This window comes from Kitasatospora sp. NPDC059088 (assembly GCF_042738155.1).
Taxonomy (GTDB): Bacteria; Actinomycetota; Actinomycetes; order Streptomycetales; family Streptomycetaceae; genus Kitasatospora.
The window spans coordinates 1-21,581 of record NZ_JBHYGR010000063.1; the positions used below are offsets into that span (position 1 = coordinate 1).

At 73.9% G+C, this 21,581-nt stretch carries 14 protein-coding genes and 1 riboswitch; of the genes, 9 read left to right on the plus strand and 5 right to left on the minus strand.

The features are described 5' to 3' along the window. Nucleotides 1–242: 242 nt before the first annotated feature. From ACFWXO_RS25880 to ACFWXO_RS25890, 3 genes are read right to left on the minus strand one after another with little or no spacing between them, the layout of a single operon-like run. Complete coding sequence (locus tag ACFWXO_RS25880) at nt 243–3,176, minus strand: hypothetical protein (RefSeq protein ID WP_380526333.1); 2,934 nt, start codon at nt 3,174–3,176, stop codon at nt 243–245. Next, entirely contained in the window at nt 3,176–5,047 is a 1,872-nt protein-coding gene (locus ACFWXO_RS25885) for an HSP90 family protein (protein WP_380526334.1), read from the minus strand. Before ACFWXO_RS25885 ends, ACFWXO_RS25880 begins: the two co-directional genes overlap by 1 nt. A gap of 54 nt (nt 5,048–5,101) precedes the next feature. Then, a complete protein-coding gene (locus tag ACFWXO_RS25890; RefSeq protein ID WP_380526336.1) occupies nt 5,102–6,154 on the minus strand; it encodes a hypothetical protein in 1,053 nt (350 codons plus the stop codon). Nucleotides 6,155–6,376: 222 nt separating this feature from the next. On the opposite strand from ACFWXO_RS25890, the gene ACFWXO_RS25895 reads away from it, so the two are divergent. Both ACFWXO_RS25895 and ACFWXO_RS25900 read left to right on the plus strand, forming a co-directional pair. Beyond that, complete coding sequence (locus ACFWXO_RS25895; RefSeq protein ID WP_380526338.1) at nt 6,377–6,691, plus strand: hypothetical protein; 315 nt, start codon at nt 6,377–6,379, stop codon at nt 6,689–6,691. 411 nt (nt 6,692–7,102) lie between these two features. Then, on the plus strand, nt 7,103–7,648 hold the full coding sequence (locus tag ACFWXO_RS25900; RefSeq protein ID WP_375894283.1) for a hypothetical protein: 546 nt from the start codon (nt 7,103–7,105) through the stop codon (nt 7,646–7,648). Nucleotides 7,649–7,726: 78 nt separating this feature from the next. Here ACFWXO_RS25900 and ACFWXO_RS25905 read toward each other — a convergent pair whose 3' ends face one another. Then, complete coding sequence (locus tag ACFWXO_RS25905) at nt 7,727–9,169, minus strand: glyceraldehyde-3-phosphate dehydrogenase (RefSeq protein ID WP_375894285.1); 1,443 nt, start codon at nt 9,167–9,169, stop codon at nt 7,727–7,729. A 210-nt stretch (nt 9,170–9,379) separates the two neighbouring features. On the opposite strand from ACFWXO_RS25905, the gene ACFWXO_RS25910 reads away from it, so the two are divergent. The 6 genes from ACFWXO_RS25910 (at nt 9,380) to ACFWXO_RS25935 (ending at nt 17,877) form a co-directional block, all read left to right on the plus strand. Continuing rightward, on the plus strand, nt 9,380–11,530 hold the full coding sequence (locus ACFWXO_RS25910; protein WP_380526340.1) for a UvrD-helicase domain-containing protein: 2,151 nt from the start codon (nt 9,380–9,382) through the stop codon (nt 11,528–11,530). Between the two features lie 161 nt (nt 11,531–11,691). Next, a complete protein-coding gene (locus tag ACFWXO_RS25915) occupies nt 11,692–12,159 on the plus strand; it encodes a GreA/GreB family elongation factor (RefSeq protein WP_375894288.1) in 468 nt (155 codons plus the stop codon). A 157-nt stretch (nt 12,160–12,316) separates the two neighbouring features. Then, nucleotides 12,317–13,555, plus strand: a complete 1,239-nt coding sequence (locus tag ACFWXO_RS25920) for an MFS transporter (RefSeq protein WP_380526342.1) — start codon at nt 12,317–12,319, stop codon at nt 13,553–13,555. Nucleotides 13,556–13,607: 52 nt separating this feature from the next. Next, complete coding sequence (gene fdhD, locus ACFWXO_RS25925; RefSeq protein WP_380526344.1) at nt 13,608–14,486, plus strand: formate dehydrogenase accessory sulfurtransferase FdhD; 879 nt, start codon at nt 13,608–13,610, stop codon at nt 14,484–14,486. Beyond that, nucleotides 14,487–15,404, plus strand: coding sequence for a LysR family transcriptional regulator (locus ACFWXO_RS25930; RefSeq protein WP_380526346.1), 918 nt, complete (start codon nt 14,487–14,489; stop codon nt 15,402–15,404). Between the two features lie 154 nt (nt 15,405–15,558). Further along, nucleotides 15,559–17,877, plus strand: a complete 2,319-nt coding sequence (locus tag ACFWXO_RS25935) for an FdhF/YdeP family oxidoreductase (protein WP_375894300.1) — start codon at nt 15,559–15,561, stop codon at nt 17,875–17,877. 6 nt (nt 17,878–17,883) lie between these two features. On the opposite strand, the gene ACFWXO_RS25940 is transcribed toward ACFWXO_RS25935, so the two are convergent. Next, nucleotides 17,884–19,209: a YhgE/Pip domain-containing protein gene (locus ACFWXO_RS25940; protein ID WP_380526348.1), complete on the minus strand. Its 1,326-nt coding sequence runs from the start codon at nt 19,207–19,209 to the stop codon at nt 17,884–17,886. A gap of 178 nt (nt 19,210–19,387) precedes the next feature. Then, nucleotides 19,388–19,565: riboswitch (M-box (ykoK) riboswitch) on the plus strand. A 361-nt stretch (nt 19,566–19,926) separates the two neighbouring features. On the opposite strand from ACFWXO_RS25940, the gene ACFWXO_RS25945 reads away from it, so the two are divergent. Further along, complete coding sequence (locus ACFWXO_RS25945) at nt 19,927–21,576, plus strand: NRAMP family divalent metal transporter (RefSeq protein ID WP_380526350.1); 1,650 nt, start codon at nt 19,927–19,929, stop codon at nt 21,574–21,576. Nucleotides 21,577–21,581: the final 5 nt, after the last annotated feature.

Consider the following 21,581-nt stretch of genomic DNA (forward strand, 5'->3'; position numbering starts at 1 on the left):
GCGGGAGGGCGGGCCGCACGTTCCGGACCGGCCGGGCCGGCGGCGCGTCCGGGGTGAGCGCCTGCCGAGCCGGCCGGGGCCGACCGGATGGACGGTGGGCACGGGGGAGCCGACCGGCCACCCGGGGTCTTCGGGTGGTTGTGCGTACTGCGGGTGGTGCGATCCGGATGGGCGGCGAGCCCGGGGGGGGGGGGGGGGTCCGCGCCCCCCCCCCCCTCTTCCGGTACCGGTGACGCCCCGGCTCAGTCGCCCGCGATCCGCCCCCGCAGCTCGGCGAGCACCCGCGGCGCCTCGGTCAGGCCGGCCGCCTCGGCGCGGGCGATCGCCGCGGTCAGCCGCTGCACCGCGGCCTTCGGGCGGTCGAGGTCGCCGCCCTCGATCAGCGCGGCCAGCCGGACCGACTCGGCCCGCAGCGACTCCGGCTGCGGCGCCCCGGCCGGTTCGCCCTGCTCGCCGTAGACCTCGACGGCCCGCTCGGCCTCGGCGAGCGCCTCCTCGAAGCGGTCGGCGACGGCCAGGCAGCGCGCCCGGGCGTAGTGCGAACCGCCGCGCAGGTACCAGGCGGTGTACTGCTGCCCGCCCCGCTCGGCGGCCTCGCCCAGCGCGTCGGCCTCGGCCAGCAGGGCGAGCGCGGCGTCCAGCCACTCCGGGCCGCCCCGCTCGCACACCGTGAGCTGGGCCAACTCCCGCAGGGTCGATGCCAGTTGGTCGACCTGCGGAGCCTCCTCGTGCGCCTCCCGGGCCCGCCCGAGGGCGGCCTCGGCGGCGTCCCAGCTGCCCGCCCGGGCCAGCGTCAGCGCCGCCTCGCAGGCGACCATGGTGTGGGTCTCCTGGTCCTCCCAGTCGGCGACCAGCTCGGCCAGCCGCAGGTACTCCTCGGCGGCGTCCCGGTACTCCTCCAGCTCGACCAGGCCCCGGGCGAGGTCCAGCCGGGCCTGGGCGACCATCCGGGCGTCCAGGCCGGCGGTCGAGGCCGAGGCGTCCAGGACGGACTCCAGCACGGCCACCGCGTCGGCGTCCCGGCCGGTGCCGCGCAGCACGTCGGCGAGCTGCAGCCGTACCCGGGCGGCGTCCTCGACCGCCCCGGCGCCCAGCCGGTCGAAGCGCGCGGCGGCCTCGGACAGCGCCCGGACCGCCCCGCCGAAGTCCTCGACCTGCATGGCCGCGTGGCCGAGCAGCATGTACGTCGGCGCGTACGGGTAGGCGTCGTCGCCCCAGCGCACGGCCTCGGCCAGCGCCCGGTGGAACACCTCGACCGCCTCGCCGGGCTCGCCGCCCTGGAGCAGCACCTGGCCGAGCAGGCCGAGCACCCGCGGGGTGTGCCAGGGCAGTTCGGCCGCCTCCAACTGGGCCAGCACCTCGCGCAGTTCGGCCGCCGCCTCGGCCGACCGGCCCTGCCGGGCGGCGGCGTCGGCGAGGTACTGCCGGGAGGTCGCGGCCCGGCGGGCCGAGCCCAGCTCGACGGCCGCGCGCCGGTAGCCGCCGACGGCCGCCTCGAAGCGCGCGGTCGTCCCGGCGGACGGCTCGGGCAGCGCCTCGACCAGGTCGTGGTGGGCGGCGTAGGCGAGCGACTGCAGGACGATCAGGTAGTCGTCGTCCGTCATGTCGCCCGTGGCGTGCAGTTCCTCGGCCCGGGCCGACGCGGCGTCCAGCGCCGGCCAGTCGGCCACCGCGCCCTCGACCTCGCCGAGTTCGACGATCAGCGTCCGGGTGCGGACCATCAGGGCCGGGCCGGGCAGCCCGGCCCGCTCGAACAGTTCGGCGGCCGCCAGCAGGCCGGCCGCGCCCTCGGCGTGGTCGTCCCGTTGCAGCGCCTCGTGGGCGCGCTGCTCGGCGAGTTCGGCGCGCAGCCGCTCCGGGCCGCCGAGTTCGGCGTGCTCCGGGTGGGTGAAGTCCGCGGCGGCGGCCCGCTCGGCGACCCGCTTCCACAGCCGGTCGCCGTCCGGGTGGCCGAGCAGCTCCAGCTCGCGGGCGCGCAGCACCAGGGCGGCGAAGTCCTCCGGTACGGCCTCGACGGTGCGCCGCGGCGCGGGGGCCACGGCCGGGGCCGCGCCCGCCAACTCCGGTGCGGCGACCGCCCGTACGCCCAGTGCCAGCGGCTCGGCCAGCAGCGGCTGGACGGCCAGCCGGGCCCGCCGGGCGGCGCCGACCGTGTCGGTGCCGTTGCGGGCGTCGAAGCGGGCGGCCAGGGCGTCGGCCTCGGTGCGCAGGTGGGCGAGCAGGGTGTCGACCGTCCAGCCGCGGCCGGCCGGGCCGCTGACCGCGAGCTCGCCGTGGCCGGCCGCGGCCAGGCCGGCGATCAGCACCTCGACGCCGGTCAGGAAGTCCAGCCGGGCGCCGGGCTCACCGGTGACCGCGAACAGGTCGCGGTTCTCGGCGAGCAGCTCCAGCCCGCGCGGCTCGTTGCCGGACAGCGCGCAGAACTCGATGTGCCGGGCCACCGCCGCCAGCATGGAGGCCTTGCCGCGGGCCGCGCGGTAGCCGGTGAGGTGGGTGGAGCGGGCCTCGTCGAGGCGGCCCAGGCGCAGCAGCGGCAGCAGCGCGACGGACTGGCTGAGGCAGGGCTCCTCGGCGCAGCTGCTGCGGCCGCTCAGCACCGGGACGAGGGTCTCCAGGGCGCGGGCGTCCTCGCCGAGGTCGAGGAAGTGCCGGGCGCGGGCGCGGGTCTCGCAGGCGTGGCAGTTGCTCAGCTCGGTGCGCGGGCGGGCCGTCCACAGCTCGTAGGCGTCCTGGACCCCGACGCCGGTGTGCCGGGCCAGGTGGTAGCGCTGGGCGTAGTACGGCTGGAGGCCGTGGCCGGCCGCCCGGTAGCGGTCGCGCAGTTCGGTGAGCCAGCGCTCGACGGCGGGCAGCGGGACGTCCGGGTTGTCCCGCAGCGAGCCGGCCACCCACTTGAAGCGCCAGAACACCTGCTGCGCGGCCCAGTCGCCGAAGCCGTCCGGGTCCTGGTCCCACAGCTTGAGGATGCGGGCGAAGACGACCGGGCTCTTGTTGCTCTCGCCGTCGTACTCGTAGGCCTCCATGAGTTCGAGCAGGGCCATCGAGCGGACCTCGGTGTCCTCGAACTGTTCGGCGGCGTCGACGAGTTCCTCGGCCGTGACGGTGCGGGTGCGGCCGTACGGGCGGGCGTCGTTCTCGCGCAGCGCGGCCATCACCGCGCCGGGGGTGTCCAGCATCACGCCCCCTTCGGGCCGTCGTGGTCCGGGCCGGCCGCCTCGTGGCCGAGCATCGCGTGGTCGAGCAGGCTGATGAACGAACGGTTCAGCAGCGCCGACTCGCTGGCCTTGAGCGGGCGGCGGGTCATCAGCACGGCCTGCCCGTACAGCGCCTCCACGGCGGTGACGGCCAGGTCGTGGTCGGTGACGCCGGCGGCGCGGCGCACCAGCGGGTTGAGGTGGTTCAGCACCAGCTGGGCGCGGGGCGCCTCGGCGCGCAGCGAGCCCAGGATGTCCGCCCACAACCCGTCGGCCTCGTCGGCGAGTTGGGCGCGGGTGCGCTCGTGCCGGGCCTCCCGGTTGTCGAGCAGCAGGGCGGGCGCGTTGGTCGGGTGGAAGCTGCGCAGGGCGACGTCGCAGTCGAACCGGCCGACCACCTCGCGGGCGATCGCCAGGAAGGTGGCGGCGGCCAGTTCGGCGGCCGGGTCGACGGTGTCCAGGTGCGCGGTGACGGTGCCCGGGTCGAGGTCGGAGACGGAGACGCCGGGGCGTATCTCGGGCAGCCGGTGGACCAGGTCCCGGTCGTAGGTGTAGCCGCCGTTGACCACGCCGAGCCCGGCCGCGCCGGCGACCGGGGCGACCTGGCGGAACTCCTCGACCGTACGGGTCACCAGCACCACCGGGTGGCTGCGCGCGAACTCGTCCAGGGTGACGTTGCCGTCGGTGGTCTCGAACGGCAGCCAGGGCAGCATCATCCGCAGCAACTCGTCGTCGTAGCGGGCGAGTTCCTTGACGGCCAGGTGGTGCACGGAGAGGAAGCGGTGCAGCAGCGCCGGGTCGCTCGCGGACAGGCCGGTGAGCCAGTCGCGGATCCGGGCGCCGAGCGCGTCGCGGACGGCGGCCAGCGTCTCGTCGGCGTACAGGCCCTCGCGCGAGGCGGTCGGGCGCAGCCCGTCGGTGTCCACCACGCAGCGGACGAAGAACGCCCAGTCCGGCAGCAGTTCGTCGGCCTGGTCGGAGAGCAGCATGCCCTTGAGGTGCACCCGGTGGCCGTGGCGGCGCGAGGGCGGGGCGGCGTCGGGCAGCACGTACGCGACGCCGCGCAGGCCGACCAGCGGGAGGTCCAGCTCGATGGTGTCGAGCGGGACGAAGTCGAAGGTGCTCCGGCAGTACTCGGCGAGCGCGTCGCGCCGGGCCAGCGGGGAGCCGTGCCGCTCGGCCCACGGCGGGGTGCGGTTGACCGCGTGCTCGGTGCCGTCGGCGTCGATCACGGTGACGTCGTGGCGCAGCAGGCTGCCGAAGTCCCGGGCCAGGGTGAGCACCCGGGCGGGGCGGGTCCACTCGGCGGCGTCGGCGCGCGGGGCGAGGGTGACGGTGGTGCCCGGCTCGGGCTTGGCCGAGGCGGGCAGGGTGCGGATGGTGTAGCTGCCGTCGGACAGGCCGCGCCACTCGATCACCGGCGCGTCCGGGCTGCCCGCGTGCCGGGTGACCACGGTGATCTCGTCGGCGACCACGAAGCAGGCCAGCAGGCCGATGCCGAACTGGCCGATGAAGTCGCCGCGGGCCCGGGCCAGGCCGTCGCCGTCCAGCCCGCCGTCGGCGTCGCGCTTGGAGCTGCGGCCGATGGTGGCGAGGAAGGTGTGGACGTCCTGCTCGGTCAGGCCGATGCCGGTGTCGGTGACGGACAGCCCGTCGTCGGCCCGGACGGTGATGGCGGCCGGCGCCCCGGGGTCGAGGGCGCGGCGGGCGGAGATCGCGTCCACCGCGTTCTGCAGCAGCTCGCGCAGGTAGACCCGCGGGCTGGAGTAGAGGTGGTGGGAGAGCAGGTCCACCAGGCCGCGCAGGTCCACCTGGAAGGTGTGCGCACTCGTCGGGTTGTCGGTTGGGGACACCGGAGGCTCTTTCGGTCGCGGAATGCGGAAGGGGTGACGTACGGGGGGCGCGGGTCAGTACGCGGCGCAGCGGTCCCGGTGGGCGCGGAAGGCCTTGACCGGGTCGCCGGCCAGGTAGTGCCAGGGCGACTCGGTGACCGTGCCGTCCAGCGCGTCGAACAGCAGCCGCGCCGTCTTGCGCTGGTCGGCGAGCGAGAAGGCCATCGCGAAGGTGTTGAAGCTCGACTGCCAGCCGCGGTCCGGGACGAAGTCCGGGTGGAGGACGGAGCGGAACGCGGCCTCCTGCAACTCGGCCACCACGGCGGGGCCGGACAGGTAGGCGTGGTCCTCGCCGTCCGGCAGGTCCAGCCAGCGCTCCAGGTGGGCGAGCGCCACCAGCTCGCCCAGCGGGCTGCCCTCGGGGGCGGCCAGCATCGAGGAGCGGGCGAACCCGTGCATGGCGTCGTGCGAGCCGCCCCACTTGGCGGACAGCTGCTGCAGGCGCTGGCGGTGCGAGCCCGGGTGCCCCGGCTCCCGGCGCACCGCCGCCTCGAAGCGGGCGGTGGCGACCTCCTCGCCGAGCGAGGCGCCGCGCGCGCTGATCTGCAGGAAGAACCAGGGGGCGAGCCAGCCGGGCTCCCGCTCGGCGACCTCCAGCAGCTGCTCCTCGGCGACGTCCAGCCGCTGGTGGAACAGCTTCCACTGCTCCTCGCCGACGTGCTTGGCCCGGGCGCCGCTGCGCGCCTCCCAGGCCCAGGTGACGTGCCGGGCGCCGGAGAGCAGCAGCGGCAGCGCGTCGCCGGGGGCGTCCGCCACCGCGCGGGCCGTCCACTGCTCGACCCCGGCGACGTCGGAGACCGCGCCGACCAGGAAGGTCAGCTCGGCACCGGTCGCGGCGGCCAGCGCGGGGCGCAGCGCCGTCCAGTCCCCGGCGGCGGCCTGCCCGAGCAGCACCCGCACGGACTCGTCGCCGAACGCCGGGTCGAGCCGCGGCGCCGACCCCGGGCCGGCGGCCGGCCCGGACGCCGCCGAGGCGGCCCGCCGGCCCAGCCCGAACCCGCGCCGACCGGCGCGGTCCTGCGCGCCGGGCTCGCCCTCCCCGCCCGAGCGGCGTCGGAACAGCGGCATGTGTGTGGCCCCCTCGAACATCATCGGCATCAATCGCACGGCCGCACAGTGACCGCCCCAGGTGAGTACATATCACGGCCGACCGACATCCGTTTGCCCAGCCCAGCGCCGCCCGGAGCCGGGGGCGCCGGAGCCCGGGAACGGGTGACATCTTGCTGCCTGACAGTTTTCTGACAGCGGGCTGGGTGCCGTCGGCGCCGACGATCCGTCAGGCTGGGTCACGTGCACGCCATTCGCTTCCACCTCCGCGCCCCGGACCGCCCCGACCGCCCGGCCCCGCACCCGCCCTCCCCCGAGGCCGTCCGGGACGGGCTGACCCGCGGCCTGCCCGCCGGGGCCCGGATCGAGCACACCCGGATCCTGGTCGGACCGGACGCGGTGGACGGCGTCGCCTTCGTCCTCGCCGACGGCCTGCTCGCCGCCGAGGCCGCCCTCACCGCCGCCTGCGCCGCCGCGACCGGCCCGACCGGCCCGCTGCCCGGCTGGCTGGTACCCCACTGCGCCCTGGACACCCTGCTCGCCCTGGGGCGTGTCTGACGATTCCCGCCGGGCGCGCGACGCCGGGGCACGCACCTCGCCGCGTTGTCGTGGGGCCGGGGGTGGCTCGTGAGACCCGGGCCGGGGCCGTTCGTGTGCAGGGGGGTCGCTATCTTGAGGGTTCACGGACAGCCGTAAGGGAGTGGGCGCATGGGGATGGGTGGTCGGCGGGTCACCGTCGTGGTGGCGGCCGGAGTGTTGGCCGGGGTGCTGGCGGGGTGTTCCTCCGGAGGGTCGGAGGCGGCCAAGGGGGCTGCGGGGACGCCCGGTTCGACGGCTGCGGGCGCTGCGGTCCCCAGTGGTACGGCGTCGGCCCCGGGCGGTACGGCGTCGGCACCGACGGCGGCCGGGGCCCCCTCGCCGGGTGGGTCCGCCGGGGCCTCGGCGCCCGCGGCCGGGGCGGGCGGCGGGGTGACGGCGCCGGCGGCGGCGCCCAGCGCGGACCTGGAGGCTCCGCTGCTGGACGACAAGGTGGTCGGGCAGGTGCTGCCGGACGCCAAGGCGATGGCCGGGTGGCAGGAGGAGAAGCGCAAGGTCGACACCGCCGACCACGCCGTGACCTGCACGGCCTCGGCCCCGTGCAGCGGCAAGCCGCTCAGCGGGTCGGTCCGGTTCTCCTCGGGGGACCTGGTGACCCGCTTCCTGGTGGAGACCCTGCCCAGCCGGGACGCCGCGAAGAGCCGGGCGAAGGAGACGTACGCCTCCTACCCGGTCGGGCCGTTCAAGAAGGTCGAGGCTCCGGCGGTGGGCAGCGAGAGCCAGGCCTTCGTGGGGCCGCTGGCGGACGGTGACGGCGTGAGCATCGTGGTGCGCTCGGGCACCGTGGTGGCGAGCGTGACCACCGAGGGCGGGCCGGTGGACCTGCCCGCCGCCCGGCGGTTCGCCGTGATGCTGGTCAACCGGATCGAGCAGGCGCAGTCGGGCAAGGTCCCGGACGCGGGGCTGGCCAAGGCCTGACGGCCCCTCCCCCACCCCGACGCCGACGGGGCGGCGACCAGAAGGTCACCGCCCCGTCGAAACCGGTCAACCGCCGGATCAGCCCGCCGACACCGGGAACGTCGGGTACTCGACGCCCGAGATGTACTGCACGACCCGGACCACCTGGCACGAGTAGCCGAACTCGTTGTCGTACCACAGGTAGAGGATCGCGTTGTCGCCGTCGACCTTGGTCGCACCGGCGTCCACGATCGAGGCGTGCCGCGACCCGATGAAGTCGCTGGACACCGCGTCGGGCGAGTCGGTGAAGTCGATCTGCCGCTTGAGCGGCGAGGTCAGCGAGATCCCGCGCAGGTGGTCCAGCACCTCCTCGCGGGTGGTCTCCCGCTTGAGCTGGAGGTTCAGGATCGCGATGGACACGTCCGGAACGGGCACCCGGATCGAGCTGCCGGTGATCTTCGCCTTGAGGTCCGGCAGCGCCTTGGCGACGGCCGAGGCGGCACCGGTCTCGGTGATCACCATGTTCAGCGGCGCCGAGCGGCCGCGACGGTCGGCCTTGTGGTAGTTGTCCAACAGGTTCTGGTCGTTGGTGAACGAGTGGACGGTCTCGACGTGGCCGCGCACGACGCCGTACTCGTCCTCCATCGCCTTGAGCGGCGGGACGATCGCGTTGGTGGTGCAGGAGGCGCAGGAGATGATCTGCTCGTCCGGCTTGATCATGTCGTGGTTGACGCCGTGCACGATGTTCGGGACGTCGCCCTTGCCCGGGGCGGTCAGCACGACCTTGGCGATGCCGGGGCGCAGGTGCTTGGACAGGCCCTCGCGGTCACGCCACCGGCCGGTGTTGTCGATCAGGATCGCGTCCTTGATCCCGTACTCCGTGTAGTCGACCTCGCTCGGGTCGTTGGAGTAGATCACCGTGATCTCGTTGCCGTTGACGACGATCTTGTTGTTCGCCTCGTCGACGGTGATCGTGCCCTGGAACTGGCCGTGGATCGAGTCCCGGCGCAGCAGCGAGGCGCGCTTGACCAGGTCGTCGCCGCCGCCGTTGCGCACGACGATGGCCTTGAGCCGCAGGCCGTTGCCCGAGGCCTTCTCGATCAGCAGCCGCGCGACCAGCCGGCCGATGCGGCCGAACCCGTACAGCACGACGTCCTGCGCGGACCGGCGCTCCAGCTTGTTGGCACCGGTGGCACCGGCGACGGCCTGGGCGGTGAACTCCGCCACCGACAGGCCCCGGTCGTCCGCCCGGTAGGCCGAGGCGAGCATCGCCAGGTCGATCTGCGAGGGGCCGAGGTCCAGGGTGGTCAGGGCGTCCAGGAACGGCATCGTCTCGGTGACCGAGAGCTCCTCGCCGGCTATCTGCCGGGCGAAGCGGTGCGTCTTGAGGATGCTGACCACCGACTTGTTCACCAGGGAACGGCTGTGGAGCAGGACGGTGACGTCCTTCTCCCGGTGCAGTCGCCCGATGATCGGGATCATCGACTCCGCGATCTCCTCGCGGTTCTTCCAGTCCGTGAACACGTCGTCGTTGACAGTCACAAGTCCATCTTTCGAGCTGAGGGTGTTGCGCACATGGTAGCTTCGCCCGCTTCCGGCCCGACGGCCGGTCCCTCCCCCGCCGCTCCGCCCCACCCCTGCGACCTGCGCTTTCCCCCGCCTCCCCGCCCCCGGAGGTGACCACCGCCACCTCCAAGTCCCCCAGTAGAGTGGGCACACCGAAGATCCGGACAGAGGCGTGAGGGGGCCCGGGTGGCGACGTTGGGGATGCACCGGGACTTCCTGATGGAGTTCGCGGCACTGGAGCGGTCGGTGCAGCGGCGGGTCTTCGAGACCTTCGAGAAGTTCACCGGGGCCACCCACGCCGGCACCCACCTGGAGAAGCTCACCCACCAGCGGGACCCGCGGATCCGGACCATCCGGATCACCGACTTCTGGCGCGGGGTCGTCCTCAAGGCCGACCGGGGCGACGGCTACCTGCTGCTCAAGGTGCTCCCCCACGACAAGGCCAACGACTGGGCGCTCAAGCACCGCGCCTCAGTGAACGCCGCCACCCAGGGCGTCGAGATCCGCAACGACGTCGCCCTGGAACGCGCCTCCGCCTCACTGCGGGCCCGGGCCTCGGACGAGCCCCAGCGGCTCTTCGCCGACCGCTCCGACAAGGTCCTGCGCAGCCTGGGCATCGAGGAGGAGATCCTGCCGATCATCCGCCTGCTGCCCGACGAGGCGCACCTGGAGGCGCTCCACCGGGTCCTGCCGGAGCAGCAGTTCGACGTGCTGATCGGCCTGGCCAGCGGGATGGAACCGGCCGAGATCGACCGCGAGATCGTCCAGGCGTACGCGCGGGCGGCGGACCCGGCGGGCACCGGGCGCCCTGGGGACGAACTGGTCTCGGCGATGGCCCACGCCCGCGGCCGGGTCGCCCTGGTGTCCGGGCCCGAGGAGCTCCAGGAGATCCTGGAGCGCCCCTTCGACGCCTGGCGGATCTTCCTGCACCCGGCCCAGTACCGGATCGCCTACCGGGGTTCGTACCAGGGCCCGGCCCGGGTCACCGGCGGCCCCGGGACCGGCAAGACCGTGGTCGCCCTGCACCGGGCCTACCACCTGGCCCGCCGGCTGCCCGCCGACGCCCCCGACGGGTCGGTGCTGCTCACCACCTACACCAAGGACCTCGCCGCCGAACTGGAGCGCTGCCTGGGCCTGTTGATCACCGACGGGCGGATCCGGGCCAAGGTCCGGGTGGTCACCGTCGACGCCCTGGCGAACGAGGTGCTGCGCCGCTCGCTCGGCGGCGCCCCGTTGAAGATCCTGTTCAACCAGCGGGCGGTGCTGGCCCGTTGGCGCCGGGTCGGGCAGCGGCTCGGGGTCGACTTCACCGACGTCTTCCTGGACCAGGAGTGGCGGCAGGTCGTCCTGGCCCAGGCGATCGAGAGCCCCGAGCAGTACCTCAAGGCCCCCCGGACCGGCCGGGGCACCGCGCTCGGCCCGCTGCAACGCGCCCAACTGTGGCGCACGGTGGCCGCGTTCGAGGAGGAGCTGCGGCAGAGCGGGGAGCGGACCTTCCTCCAGGTCTGCGCGCACGCCGCCCGGTCCCTCGACGAACGGGACGAACGCCCGTTCCGGCACGTGGTGGTCGACGAGGCGCAGGACCTCCACCCCGCGCAGTGGCGCTTCCTGCGCGCACTCGCCGCCCCCGGACCGGACGACCTGTTCCTGGCCGGCGACCCCCACCAGCGGATCTACGGCAACAAGGTCTCGCTGCGCTCGCTCGGCATCCAGGTGGTCGGCCGCTCCTCCCGACTGCGCGTCAACTACCGCACCACGCAGGAGATCCTGAGCTGGGCCGCCTCACTGCTCACCGGCGAACGCCCGGACGACCTGGACGGCGGCGAGGAGTCGCTGGCCGGCTACCACTCGACCCTGCACGGCGCCCAGCCCGAGGCGCGCGGCTACGCCGACCAGGACGAGGAGCTCCGGGCCCTGGTCGCCCGGATCGAGGCGTGGACCGCCTCGGGGGTCGGCCCGGAGGACATCGGCGTCGCCACCCGCACCGCCCAACTCGGCCGCGACACGGCCCGGGCGCTGGAGCAGGCCGGCACCCCGGCCCACCTGCTCGGCAGCGCGCCGGCCCCCGGCGTGCGGATCGGCACCATGCACCGGATGAAGGGGCTGGAGTTCCGTTGCGTCGCCGTGGTGGGCGTCGGCGACGCCATGGTGCCCAACGGCAACGCGCTCACCCCGGAGGACACCGACCCGCAGCAGCACCGGGAGGACCTCAACGGGGAGCTGAACCTGCTGTTCGTGGCCTGCACCCGCGCCCGCGAGGCCCTCGCCGTCTCCTGGCACGGCGCCGCCAGCCGCTTCCTCGAACCGGTCGTCCCGGCCGAACTGCTCACCCGCTGACCCCCGGCCGGGCCGGGCCGGTGCCCCGTCGCGCGTCCCGGCCTGCGTCCCGTCGCGCGTCCCGGCCCGCGTCCGCCGAGGATTTGCCCGGGCTTCGGTGGGGTGGGGTAATGAGAGGCGACCGGTGTTTGGGTGTTCCCTCAGAGACCCGGGAGCGTGCGATGAGCGGTGGGCCGGAACCGATCAGTGCCGAGGGGCTGCGTGCCGTGCAGGAGGAGTTGGCGCAGCTGCGGGCGGAGCGGGGGGAGGTGGCCGCGACCCTGCGCGGGGAGGATCCGGTGGGGGACCGCGCCGACGCGGCGGACGAGTTGCAGCGGGCCTCGGACGTGACGCGGCTGGACCGGCGGATCGTCGAGCTGGAGGGGCGGCTGCGGGAGGCCGAGGTGGCCGGGGCGCCGTCCACGGACGTGATCGGGGTGGGGTCGACGGTCACCGTGCGGTTCTCCGACGGCGAGCAGGAGACCGTCGAGATCTCCGAGCTGGCCGAGGAGCGCGAGCTGACCCTGGTGACGTACGACAGCCCGCTCGGGAAGGCGCTGCTGGGCCGCCACGCCGGGGAGACGGTGAACTACGAGACGCCGGGCGGCGCGGCGAGCGCGGTCGTGCTGGCGGTGGGCGGCAGCGGCTGACCGGGGCCGTCGGAGGTCGTCCCGTTCGATAGGCCGCGCCGATCGGACGACTGGTACGACCTCTTTGACCTGCGACGATGCCGGACAGGACACTGGACGGGCGGCCCACCGCCGCCGGATTCCCCGTCCGAGCGAACCGTCCGAGGAGACCCCGCACGTGCGCACCGCCCGCTGGATACCGGCCGCGGCCGCCGTGGCGGTCGCCGCCTGGGGAGCGAACCAGTTCACCGCGCTGGCGAGCGTCTACCGGGCGCACACGGACTGGTCGCCGGTGTCGCTGGCCGGGATGTTCTCGGTGTACCTGGTCGGGCTGGTGCCCGGGCTGCTGCTGGGCAGCCCGGCCGCGGACCGGTACGGGCGCCGGCGCACGGTGCGGGCCGGGCTCGCCCTGTCGGCGGCCGCCAGCGCGCTGCTGGCGCTGGGCGACGAGCCCACCGGGTACGTCGCCCGGCTGGCGACCGGCTTCGCGGCCGGGCTGGTGTTCCCGGCCGGGACGACCTGGCTGCGGGAGCTCTCCGGCCCCGGGGTGTCGCCGGTGGCCGCCGCGCGCCGCGCGATGTACGCCACCGGGATCGGCTTCTCGGCCGGTGCGCTGGCCTCCGGCGTCCTCTCGGAGTGGCTGCCCGGTCCGACCGTCGTGCCCTGTCTCGCCCACGCCGCGGCCTGTCTGCTGGTCCTGCGGGCCACCGGCCGGCTCCCGGACGCGGCGCCGGTGGGCCGCCCGGTCCGGCCCGCGGAGCACCACCGCGCGGCCGTGCAGCACCCCCGGTTCCGCTACGTCGTGCTGCCCGCCAGCCCCGCCGTGCTGGGCGCCGCGACCGTCGGCTACGTCGTGCTGCCGCCGCTGGTCGCCCACCATCTGCCGGGCTACGCACCGCTGTTCAGCGGTCTGGTGGCGGCCCTGACGCTCGCCATGGGGGTGCTCGCCCAGCCCTTCGCGGCCCGGCTGGACGACGCGGGCAGCGCCCGGGCCACCCTCACCGCGATGGCGACGGTGATCGCCGGACTGCTGCTCGGCGCGCTGGCCGCCGACCGCGACTCGGTGGGGCTGGTGCTGGCGGCCGCCGTCGTGCTCGGCACCGGGTACGGACTGACCCTCGGCGCCGGCCTGCACGAGGTGGAGCGGCTCACCGCCCGCAGCGCCGGAGGCGCCACCGGACGCAACCCCGCCGGACCGACCTCCGCCGCGCTCTACCAGAGCACCACCTCCAGCGGCTTCCTCACCCCGCTGCTGCTGGCCGGCACGGCCGGCCACGCGTCCTACCCGGCGCTGCTGGTCGGCATGGCCGCCGTCGGCGTGCTCTGCCTGGCGGTCACCGGCGCGCACAGCCGCCGCCACCTGCCCGGGCACCCGGCCGGCCCGGAAACGCGCGAGGATTCATCCGTACAGACCTGACCGGCCGCGAGGCCGACCCACGACCCGCGACCCACCCGAGGAGCCGACGACCATGGGCCGAGTGACCGTACCCCGCAGGGTGCTGCGGCTGCGCAAGGGCGTGCCCTCGCACCGCCCCGACACCCTGGCCGCCGAGGAGCCGATGGAGATCCGGGTCGGCGGCCGTCCGCTGACGGTGACCATGCGCACCCCCGGCAGCGACTTCGACCTCGCGGCCGGCTTCCTGGTCAGCGAGGGCGTGCTGCACGCCGCCGACCACCTGGCCGGGATCCGCTACTGCGCCGGGGCCACCGCCGACGGCGGCAACACCTACAACGTGGTGGACGTGGTGCTCGCGGCCGGTGTGCCCGCCCCGGACGCCTCGCTGGAGCGCAACTTCTACACCACCTCCTCCTGCGGCCTGTGCGGCAAGGCCAGCCTGGACGCGGTGCGCACCACCGCGCCGTGGAGCGTCGCGGCGGACGGGCTGCGGATCACCCCCGAGCTGCTGTCCGCGCTGCCGGACCGGCTGCGCGCCGCCCAGAAGGTCTTCGACAGCACCGGCGGCCTGCACGCGGCCGGGCTGTTCGACGCCCAGGGGCGGCTGCTCTGCCTGCGCGAGGACGTGGGGCGGCACAACGCGGTGGACAAGGTGGTCGGCCACGCGCTGCGCGAGGGCCTGCTGCCGGCCCGGGGCACGGTGCTGATGGTCAGCGGCCGGGCCTCCTTCGAGCTGGTGCAGAAGGCGGTGATGGCCGGCATCCCCGCGCTCGCCGCCGTCTCCGCGCCGTCCTCGCTGGCGGTGGACCTGGCCGAGGAGAGCGGGCTGACCCTGGTCGGCTTCCTGCGCGGCGACTCGATGAACGTGTACACCCGCACCGACCGGATCGACCTGACCGACCTGACCGACCCGACCGAGGCCGGGCTCGCCGCCGAGGCCGAGGCCGAGTAGATGCTGTTCCGCCAGCTCGAGTACCTGGTCGCCCTGGCCCGCGAGCGGCACTTCGCCCGCGCCGCCCAGGCCTGCCGGGTCTCCCAGCCGGCGCTGTCCGAGGCGCTGCGCAAGCTGGAGGACGAACTGGGGGTGCTGCTGGTGCGGCGCGGCCGGGCGTACGAGGGCCTGACCCCCGAGGGCGAGCGGATCGTGCGGTGGGCGCAGCGCATCCTGGCCGACCGGGACGCCCTGCGCGACGAGGTGGACGCGCTGCGCACCGGGCTGAGCGGACGGCTGCGGATCGGCTCGGTGCCGACCGCCTCGGGGGCCGTCCCGCTGCTCACCGGACCGTTCTGCACCGCCCACCCGCTGGCCGCCGTGGAGCTGTCCACCGACCTGCGCGCCGATGAACTCCTGCGCCAGGTAAGGGACTTCGAGATCGACGCGGGCCTCAGCTACCTCCCGGAGCAGGGCACCGAGGGCGTGCGCACCGTCCCGCTGTACGAGGAGCGGTACGTCCTGCTGACCGGCCCCGCCGACGGTCTCGCCGGGCAGCCGCACGCCACCTGGACGGAGGCCTCCCGGCTGCCGCTGTGCCTGCTGCACCCGGGCATGCAGGGCCGCCGGGTGCTGGACGGGGTGTTCGCGGGCCTCGGACTGGCGCCGGTGCCCCGGGTGGAGACGGACTCGGTGGGCTCGCTGTTCGCGCACGTGCGCACCGGCCACTGGGCGAGCGTGGTGCCGTACGCCTGGCTGCACGTGTTCGGGGTGCCGCCCGGGATGCGGGCCGTCCCGCTGGTGGAGCCGGTGCACAGCACGCCGATCGGGCTGGTGACCGCGGCCCGGGAGCCGGGGTCGGTGATGGCCCGCGCCCTGCGGGAGGTGGCCCGGCGGACGGACCTGGCCGGGGTGCTGGGCGCCCTGCCGAAGGCGTAGCTGTCGACGCGCGGGAGCCGCAACGGTCGACGCGCGGGAGCCGTAGCGGTCGGTGCACGGGGGCCGTAGCGGTCGACGCGCGGGGGCCGACGGCCCGGCGTAGCGTCGACCCGGACCCCCGAGTGACCCAGCCGCGCGACGGAAGGCGAGCACCGTGACCACCTCCGACGACGAAGCCACCGCCGCCCCGCAGCAGCCGGAGGAGGTCGGCCCCTCCCCCGCCGCGCCGCCCCGCTACGCGCCGTACCACCACCCCGCCGCCGGCTGGGGCGCGGCGAAGAGCGTCACCCGTTTCATGGCCCGCGAGGGGGCGTACCTGGACGGCCCGCGGGCCGTCATGCGGATGAACCACGAGAACGGCGGCTTCGACTGCCCGGGCTGCGCCTGGCCGGACGACACCAAGGGCCTGCACCTGGACATCTGCGAGAACGGCATCAAGCACGTCACCTGGGAGATGACCCGCAAGCGGGTCGGCCGGGAGTTCTTCGCCGCGCACTCGGTGACCGAGCTGTCCGACTGGAGCGACTTCGCCCTGGAGGACCAGGGCCGGCTCACCGAGCCGATGGTCTACGACCCGGACACCGACCACTACCTGCCGATCGGCTGGAAGGACGCGTTCGACCTGGTCGGCCGCACCCTGCGGGGGCTGGACGACCCGAACCGGGCGGCGTTCTACACCTCCGGCCGGCTCGGCAACGAGGCGACCTTCCTGTACCAGCTGATGGCCCGCGAGCTGGGCACCAACAACCTCCCCGACTGCTCCAACATGTGCCACGAGGCCAGTGGACGGGCCCTCCAGGCGGCGCTGGGCACCGGGAAGGGGACGGTCGACCTCAAGGACTGGGAGGTCACCGACGCGCTGTTCATCCTGGGCGTCAACGCGGCCTCCAACGCGCCCCGGATGCTCACCTCGCTCGCCGAGGCCTTCCGGCGCGGCGCGCAGATCGTGCACGTCAACCCGCTGGTCGAGGCGGCGGCGACCCGGACGATCATCCCGCACGACTTCACCGACATGGCGCTGAACCGGGCGACCCGCACCAGCACGCTCAACCTCCAGCCGCGGATCGGCGGCGACATGGCGCTGCTGCGCGGCATGGCGAAGGCGCTCCTGGAGCAGTCGGCGGCCGACGACGGGGCACTGGACCGGCTCTTCATCGAGCGGCACACCAGCGGCTTCGCGGCCTACCGGCGCGTCTGCGAGCAGACGCCCTGGGCGGAGCTGGAGCGCCAGAGCGGGCTGGGCCGGGCGGAGATCCTCAAGGCGGCGCGGGTCTACCGCGAGGCGGACCGCTCGATCTTCAGCTGGTGCCTGGGCGTCACCCAGCACGAGCACGGGGTGGACACCGTGCGGGAGATCGTCAACCTGCTGCTGCTGCGCGGCAACCTGGGCCGGGAGGGGGCCGGGCCCTCGCCGGTGCGCGGGCACAGCAACGTGCAGGGCAACCGCACCTGCGGGATCGACCACCGGCCGGCCGACGCCTTCCTGGACCGGCTCGGCGCGGTCTGCCGGATCGACCCGCCGCGCGCCCACGGCCTGGACACGGTCGGGACGATCGAGGCGATGCGGCGCGGCGAGGTGACCGTCTTCGTCGGCATGGGCGGCAACTTCGCGCTCGCCGCCCCGGACTCCCCCTACACCTACCAGGCCCTGCGCACCTGCGAGTTGACCGTCCAGGTGAGCACCAAGCTGAACCGCAGCCACCTGGTGCACGGCCGCCGGGCGCTGATCCTGCCCTGCCTCGGCCGGACCGAGAAGGACCACCAGCGCGCCGGGGTGCAGTCCACCTCGGTCGAGGACTCGATGAGCATGGTGCACCTGTCGGCCGGCATGAAGCGCCCGGCCTCACCGCACCTGCTCTCCGAGCCCGCGATCGTCGCCGGGATGGCCCGCGCGGCCCTGCCGGACAGCCCCACCCCGTGGGAGTGGTACATCGAGGACTACGACCGGATCCGCGACACCATGGCCGAAGTGCTGGACGGCTTCGAGGACTTCAACCGCCGGGTGCGGCTGCCGCTGGGCTTCCGGATCAAGCAGCCCGCCCGCGAACTGGTCTTCCTCACCCCCTCCGGCAAGGCCGAGTTCTCCGCCGCCGCGCTGCCCGACGTCGTCCCCGCGCCCGGCACCCTGGCGCTCGGCACGATGCGCTCGCACGACCAGTGGAACACCACCATCTACTCGGACGACGACCGCTACCGGGGCGTGCAGAACCTGCGCACCCTGGTCTTCCTCAACCGGGACGACATGCGCGAGCGCGGCATCGCCGAGTTCGACCCGGTGGACGTCACCAGCACCGCCCGGGACGGCTCCACCCGCTCGGTGCACGGCTACCTGGCCGTCCCGTACGACATCCCGCGCGGCTGCGCGGCCGGGTACATGCCGGAGCTGAACGTGCTGTGCGCGATCGGCGACCACAGCACCCAGAGCGACCAGCCGATCATGAAGCACCTCAAGGTGACCGTGACGAAGAGCTAGACCGGCCTACTCCGAGGGCTGGGGCGTCCAGCGGTGCAGGCCCTTGCGGTCGTAGTAGCGGGTCATCCCGAAGCCGAAGGCCAGGGCCAGCGCCACCCCGATGGCGATCATGACCCAGCCGCGGGCCAGCCCGGCGTCCGAGCGGGCGTCGAAGAAGAGGATCGCCCGGATGCCGTCGCTCAGCTGCCGCATCGGCTCGAAGACGGCCAGGAAGCGGTAGAAGCCGGGCACCGCCTGGAGCGGGACGGTCGCCCCGGAGGACGGCAGGGCGAGCGCGATGAACACGAACATGGACACCAGCTGCCCGATCCCGCCGAACGCGGCGTTGATCGCCTGCACGCCGAGGCCGACGGCGAGGCTGGCGCAGTAGGCGAACACCCACAGCAGGGCCTGGTGCGGGGCGTCCATGCCGAGGATCCCGGCCGTGCAGAGCAGCACCAGGGAGGTGGTGACCAGCATGATCCCGGCGGTCATCAGCATCTTGAGCAGCAGGGTCTGGGTGCGGCTGATCGGGACGGTCGGGCGGCGGGTGTGCCAGGGGCCGATCTCGCTGTCGCTGTAGCCGAGCGCGGTGTCGACGCCGTTGTGGATGATGTTGCCGCCGATGAAGCCGGTCAGCACAGCGAGCAGGGTGAAGTAGAAGGCGCTCAGGCCGAGGCCGCTGTGGCTGCCGATCGGGTGGCCGACCTGGGTGGCGACGGCGAACGGGTCGGCGAGCAGCAGCCGGGCGGTGGCGCCGGTGTCCGGCCCCTGGGCGCCCGGGCCGCCCTGGGCCGGTACGGCGGCCAGCAGCCGCTGTCCGGCCGCGACCGAGGCCTGGTGGGCGGCGTTCTGGGCGATCTGGGCGGCGATCGAGGAGCCGAGGCTGCCCAGGCCGGGGTTGGTGAGGACGGTGAGGGTGGGCCGGTGGGTGGCCCCGCCGGCGGCGAGCGCGGTGACGGTGGCGGTGAAGTCGGCGGGGACGAGCAGCACGCCGTAGACCTTGCCGGCGGCGAGCAGGTCGCGGGCGCCCGCGTCGTCGGTCTGGCGCCAGCGGACGGTGTCGTCCGGGGTCCCGGCCACCACGGCGCGGGTCAGCTGGGTGCCGAGGTTGACCGGCTGGCCGGGCGGGGGCGGGGCCTGGTCGGCGTTCACCAGGGCGATCGGCAGCCGGTGCAGGTGCCCGGTCGGGTTGACGATGCCGCCCAGGTAGAGCAGCGAGAGCAGCGCGGCCACCAGGGCGCACAGGACGCCGGGGAAGAGCCAGAGCTTCGGGCGCCGGGCGAGTGCCAGCGCCCTCGCCCGCCGGGGAGCCCCCGGAGGTCCTGCGGTCTGGGAGCCTGCGGTCGCCATGCCACCCCTCAGCTGCGTGTGCGTGTGCGGGTACGGATCCGGCGGGAAGTCGTTCCGTCGTCACGTGGCGCTCAAACCCGCGTCACCCGGACGGACGTCACGCCTCGCGAAAGGTAAAGGTTCTACCAAGTGCGCAAGTATCGCGCTTCCGTCGGTCTATGCTTCTGGAGGTTTGAAGAAGGCACCTCGTTCGGTGAGGCTTCTTCACGGACACAGGCCACTGATCCGACGACGTCGAGAGACGCCCAGGGTTAGGACAGATCTTCCCGACCTAAGGGTTGATCCGAAGTGGCTTCCGGCCCGAACGGGTTGGACACGCCGTGGAGTGCCAAAGCTCTGACGAGTTGGGGTGAACCGGTGGCAGTCGCGCGCGCCGGTGAACTCCTTGCCGTGTCGATGACACGCACCACGGGGTGCGTCGACCGGGAGGAGGCGAGAGACATGGATTGCAGTAGTCCGGGCCACAGTAGCCCCTACCCCCGCCTGTCCTCGTACACCTCCGGCACGCGGTAACAACCTTCCCTGCGCGTACAACTGACGCACCGTCACGTCATGGCGGCGACGTCGTCGCACCGTTCGCGAGCACGCACGCGGCTCCGCCGTGCCCGCCCGGGCACCGCCCCGCCGCGGGCCGGTGCGCCGTGCCCGCACGCAGGGGGAATTACTGCTGCGCGCCCCCATCACCCCGCCTGTCCCGGGGTCCACGGGAGGAACGTCATGACCACCAACGCCACACTCAACTCCAAGCCGCAGAAGCAGCGTTCGGCCGTACTGGACGACGCCCACGTCGGCGACATCAAGGGTGCGCTCGGCACCATCAAGCTCGATGACGACGCACCGCGCCAAGGCCTGTCGGCAAGACTCAAGACCCTGCTGGCGATCGTCGGCCCCGGCCTGATCGTGATGGTCGGCGACAACGACGCCGGCGCCTTCTCCACCTACGGCCAGGCCGGCCAGAACTACGGCACCCAGCTGCTGTGGACGCTGCTGATGCTGGTGCCCGTGCTGTACGTCAACCAGGAGATGGTGCTGCGCCTGGGCGCGGTCACCGGTGTCGGCCACGCCCGGCTGATCCTGGAGCGCTTCGGCAAGTTCTGGGGCGCGTTCAGCGTCATCGACCTCTTCCTGCTCAACGCCCTCACCCTGGTCACCGAGTTCATCGGCGTGACGCTCGCGGCCGGCTACCTGGGCCTGCCCAAGGTCGCCTCGGTGGTGCTGGCGGCGGCGATCATCATCGCCTCGGCCTTCACCGGCTCCTTCCAGCGCTTCGAGCGGGTCGCGGTGACCCTGTGCATAGGCTCGCTGCTGCTGGTGCCGATCTACTTCATGGTCCACCCGAAGACCTCGCAGATGGCCCACGACTTCGTGGTGCCGCAGATGCCGGGCGGCGCGGGCGAGTTGGCCGCGGTCATGCTGGTGATCATCTCGATCGTCGGCACCACCGTCGCCCCCTGGCAGCTGTTCTTCCAGCAGTCGTACGTCATCGACAAGCGGATCACCCCGCGCTTCATGAAGTACGAGAAGGCCGACCTCTGGATCGGCATCGCGATCGTGATCATCGGCGCCGCCGCCATGATGGGCTTCACCGCCGCCGCCTTCGCGGGCACCGACGGCTTCGGCCAGTTCTCCGACGCCGGGGCCGTCGCCAAGGGCATCGAGGACAAGGCCGGCCACCTGGCGGGCGTGCTGTTCGCCATCGCCCTGCTGGACGCCTCGATCATCGGCGCCTTCGCCGTCTCGCTCTCCACCGCCTACGCCATCGGCGACGTCTTCGGCATCAAGCACTCGCTGCACCGCGGGGTCAAGGGCGCCAAGGGCTTCTACGGCATCTACGCGGGCCTGGTGATCGCCGCGGCCGCCATCACCCTGCTGTCCACCGGCTACATGCAGGGCCTGATGACCCAGTTCGTCCAGGTGCTGGCCGGGGTGCTGCTGCCCTCCGCCACCGTCTTCCTGCTGCTGCTCTGCAACGACAAGGCGGTGCTCGGCCCCTGGGTGAACGGTCCCAAGACCAACGCCTTCACCGCCGCCGTGGTCGGCGTGCTGGTCACGCTGTCGCTGATCCTCACCGCGGCCGTCGTCTGGCCGGACATCAGCTCGGACGCGATCCTGCGGATCATGGCCGGCTGCGGGGTGGCGGGCGTCCTGGTCGCCGGGTACTCCTTCCTCTCCGGCCGCCGCGGCACCAAGGAGGACCCGATCGACCGCACCGGCCGGGAGAACTGGCGGATGCCCCCGCTGGAGACCCTGGAGAAGCCGGTGATGTCCACCACCCGCAAGCTCGGCATGGGCGCCCTGCGCGTCTACCTGCTGGTCGCGATGGTGATGGTGATCGTCAAGATCGTGCAGACCGCACTGAACCACTGACCCGG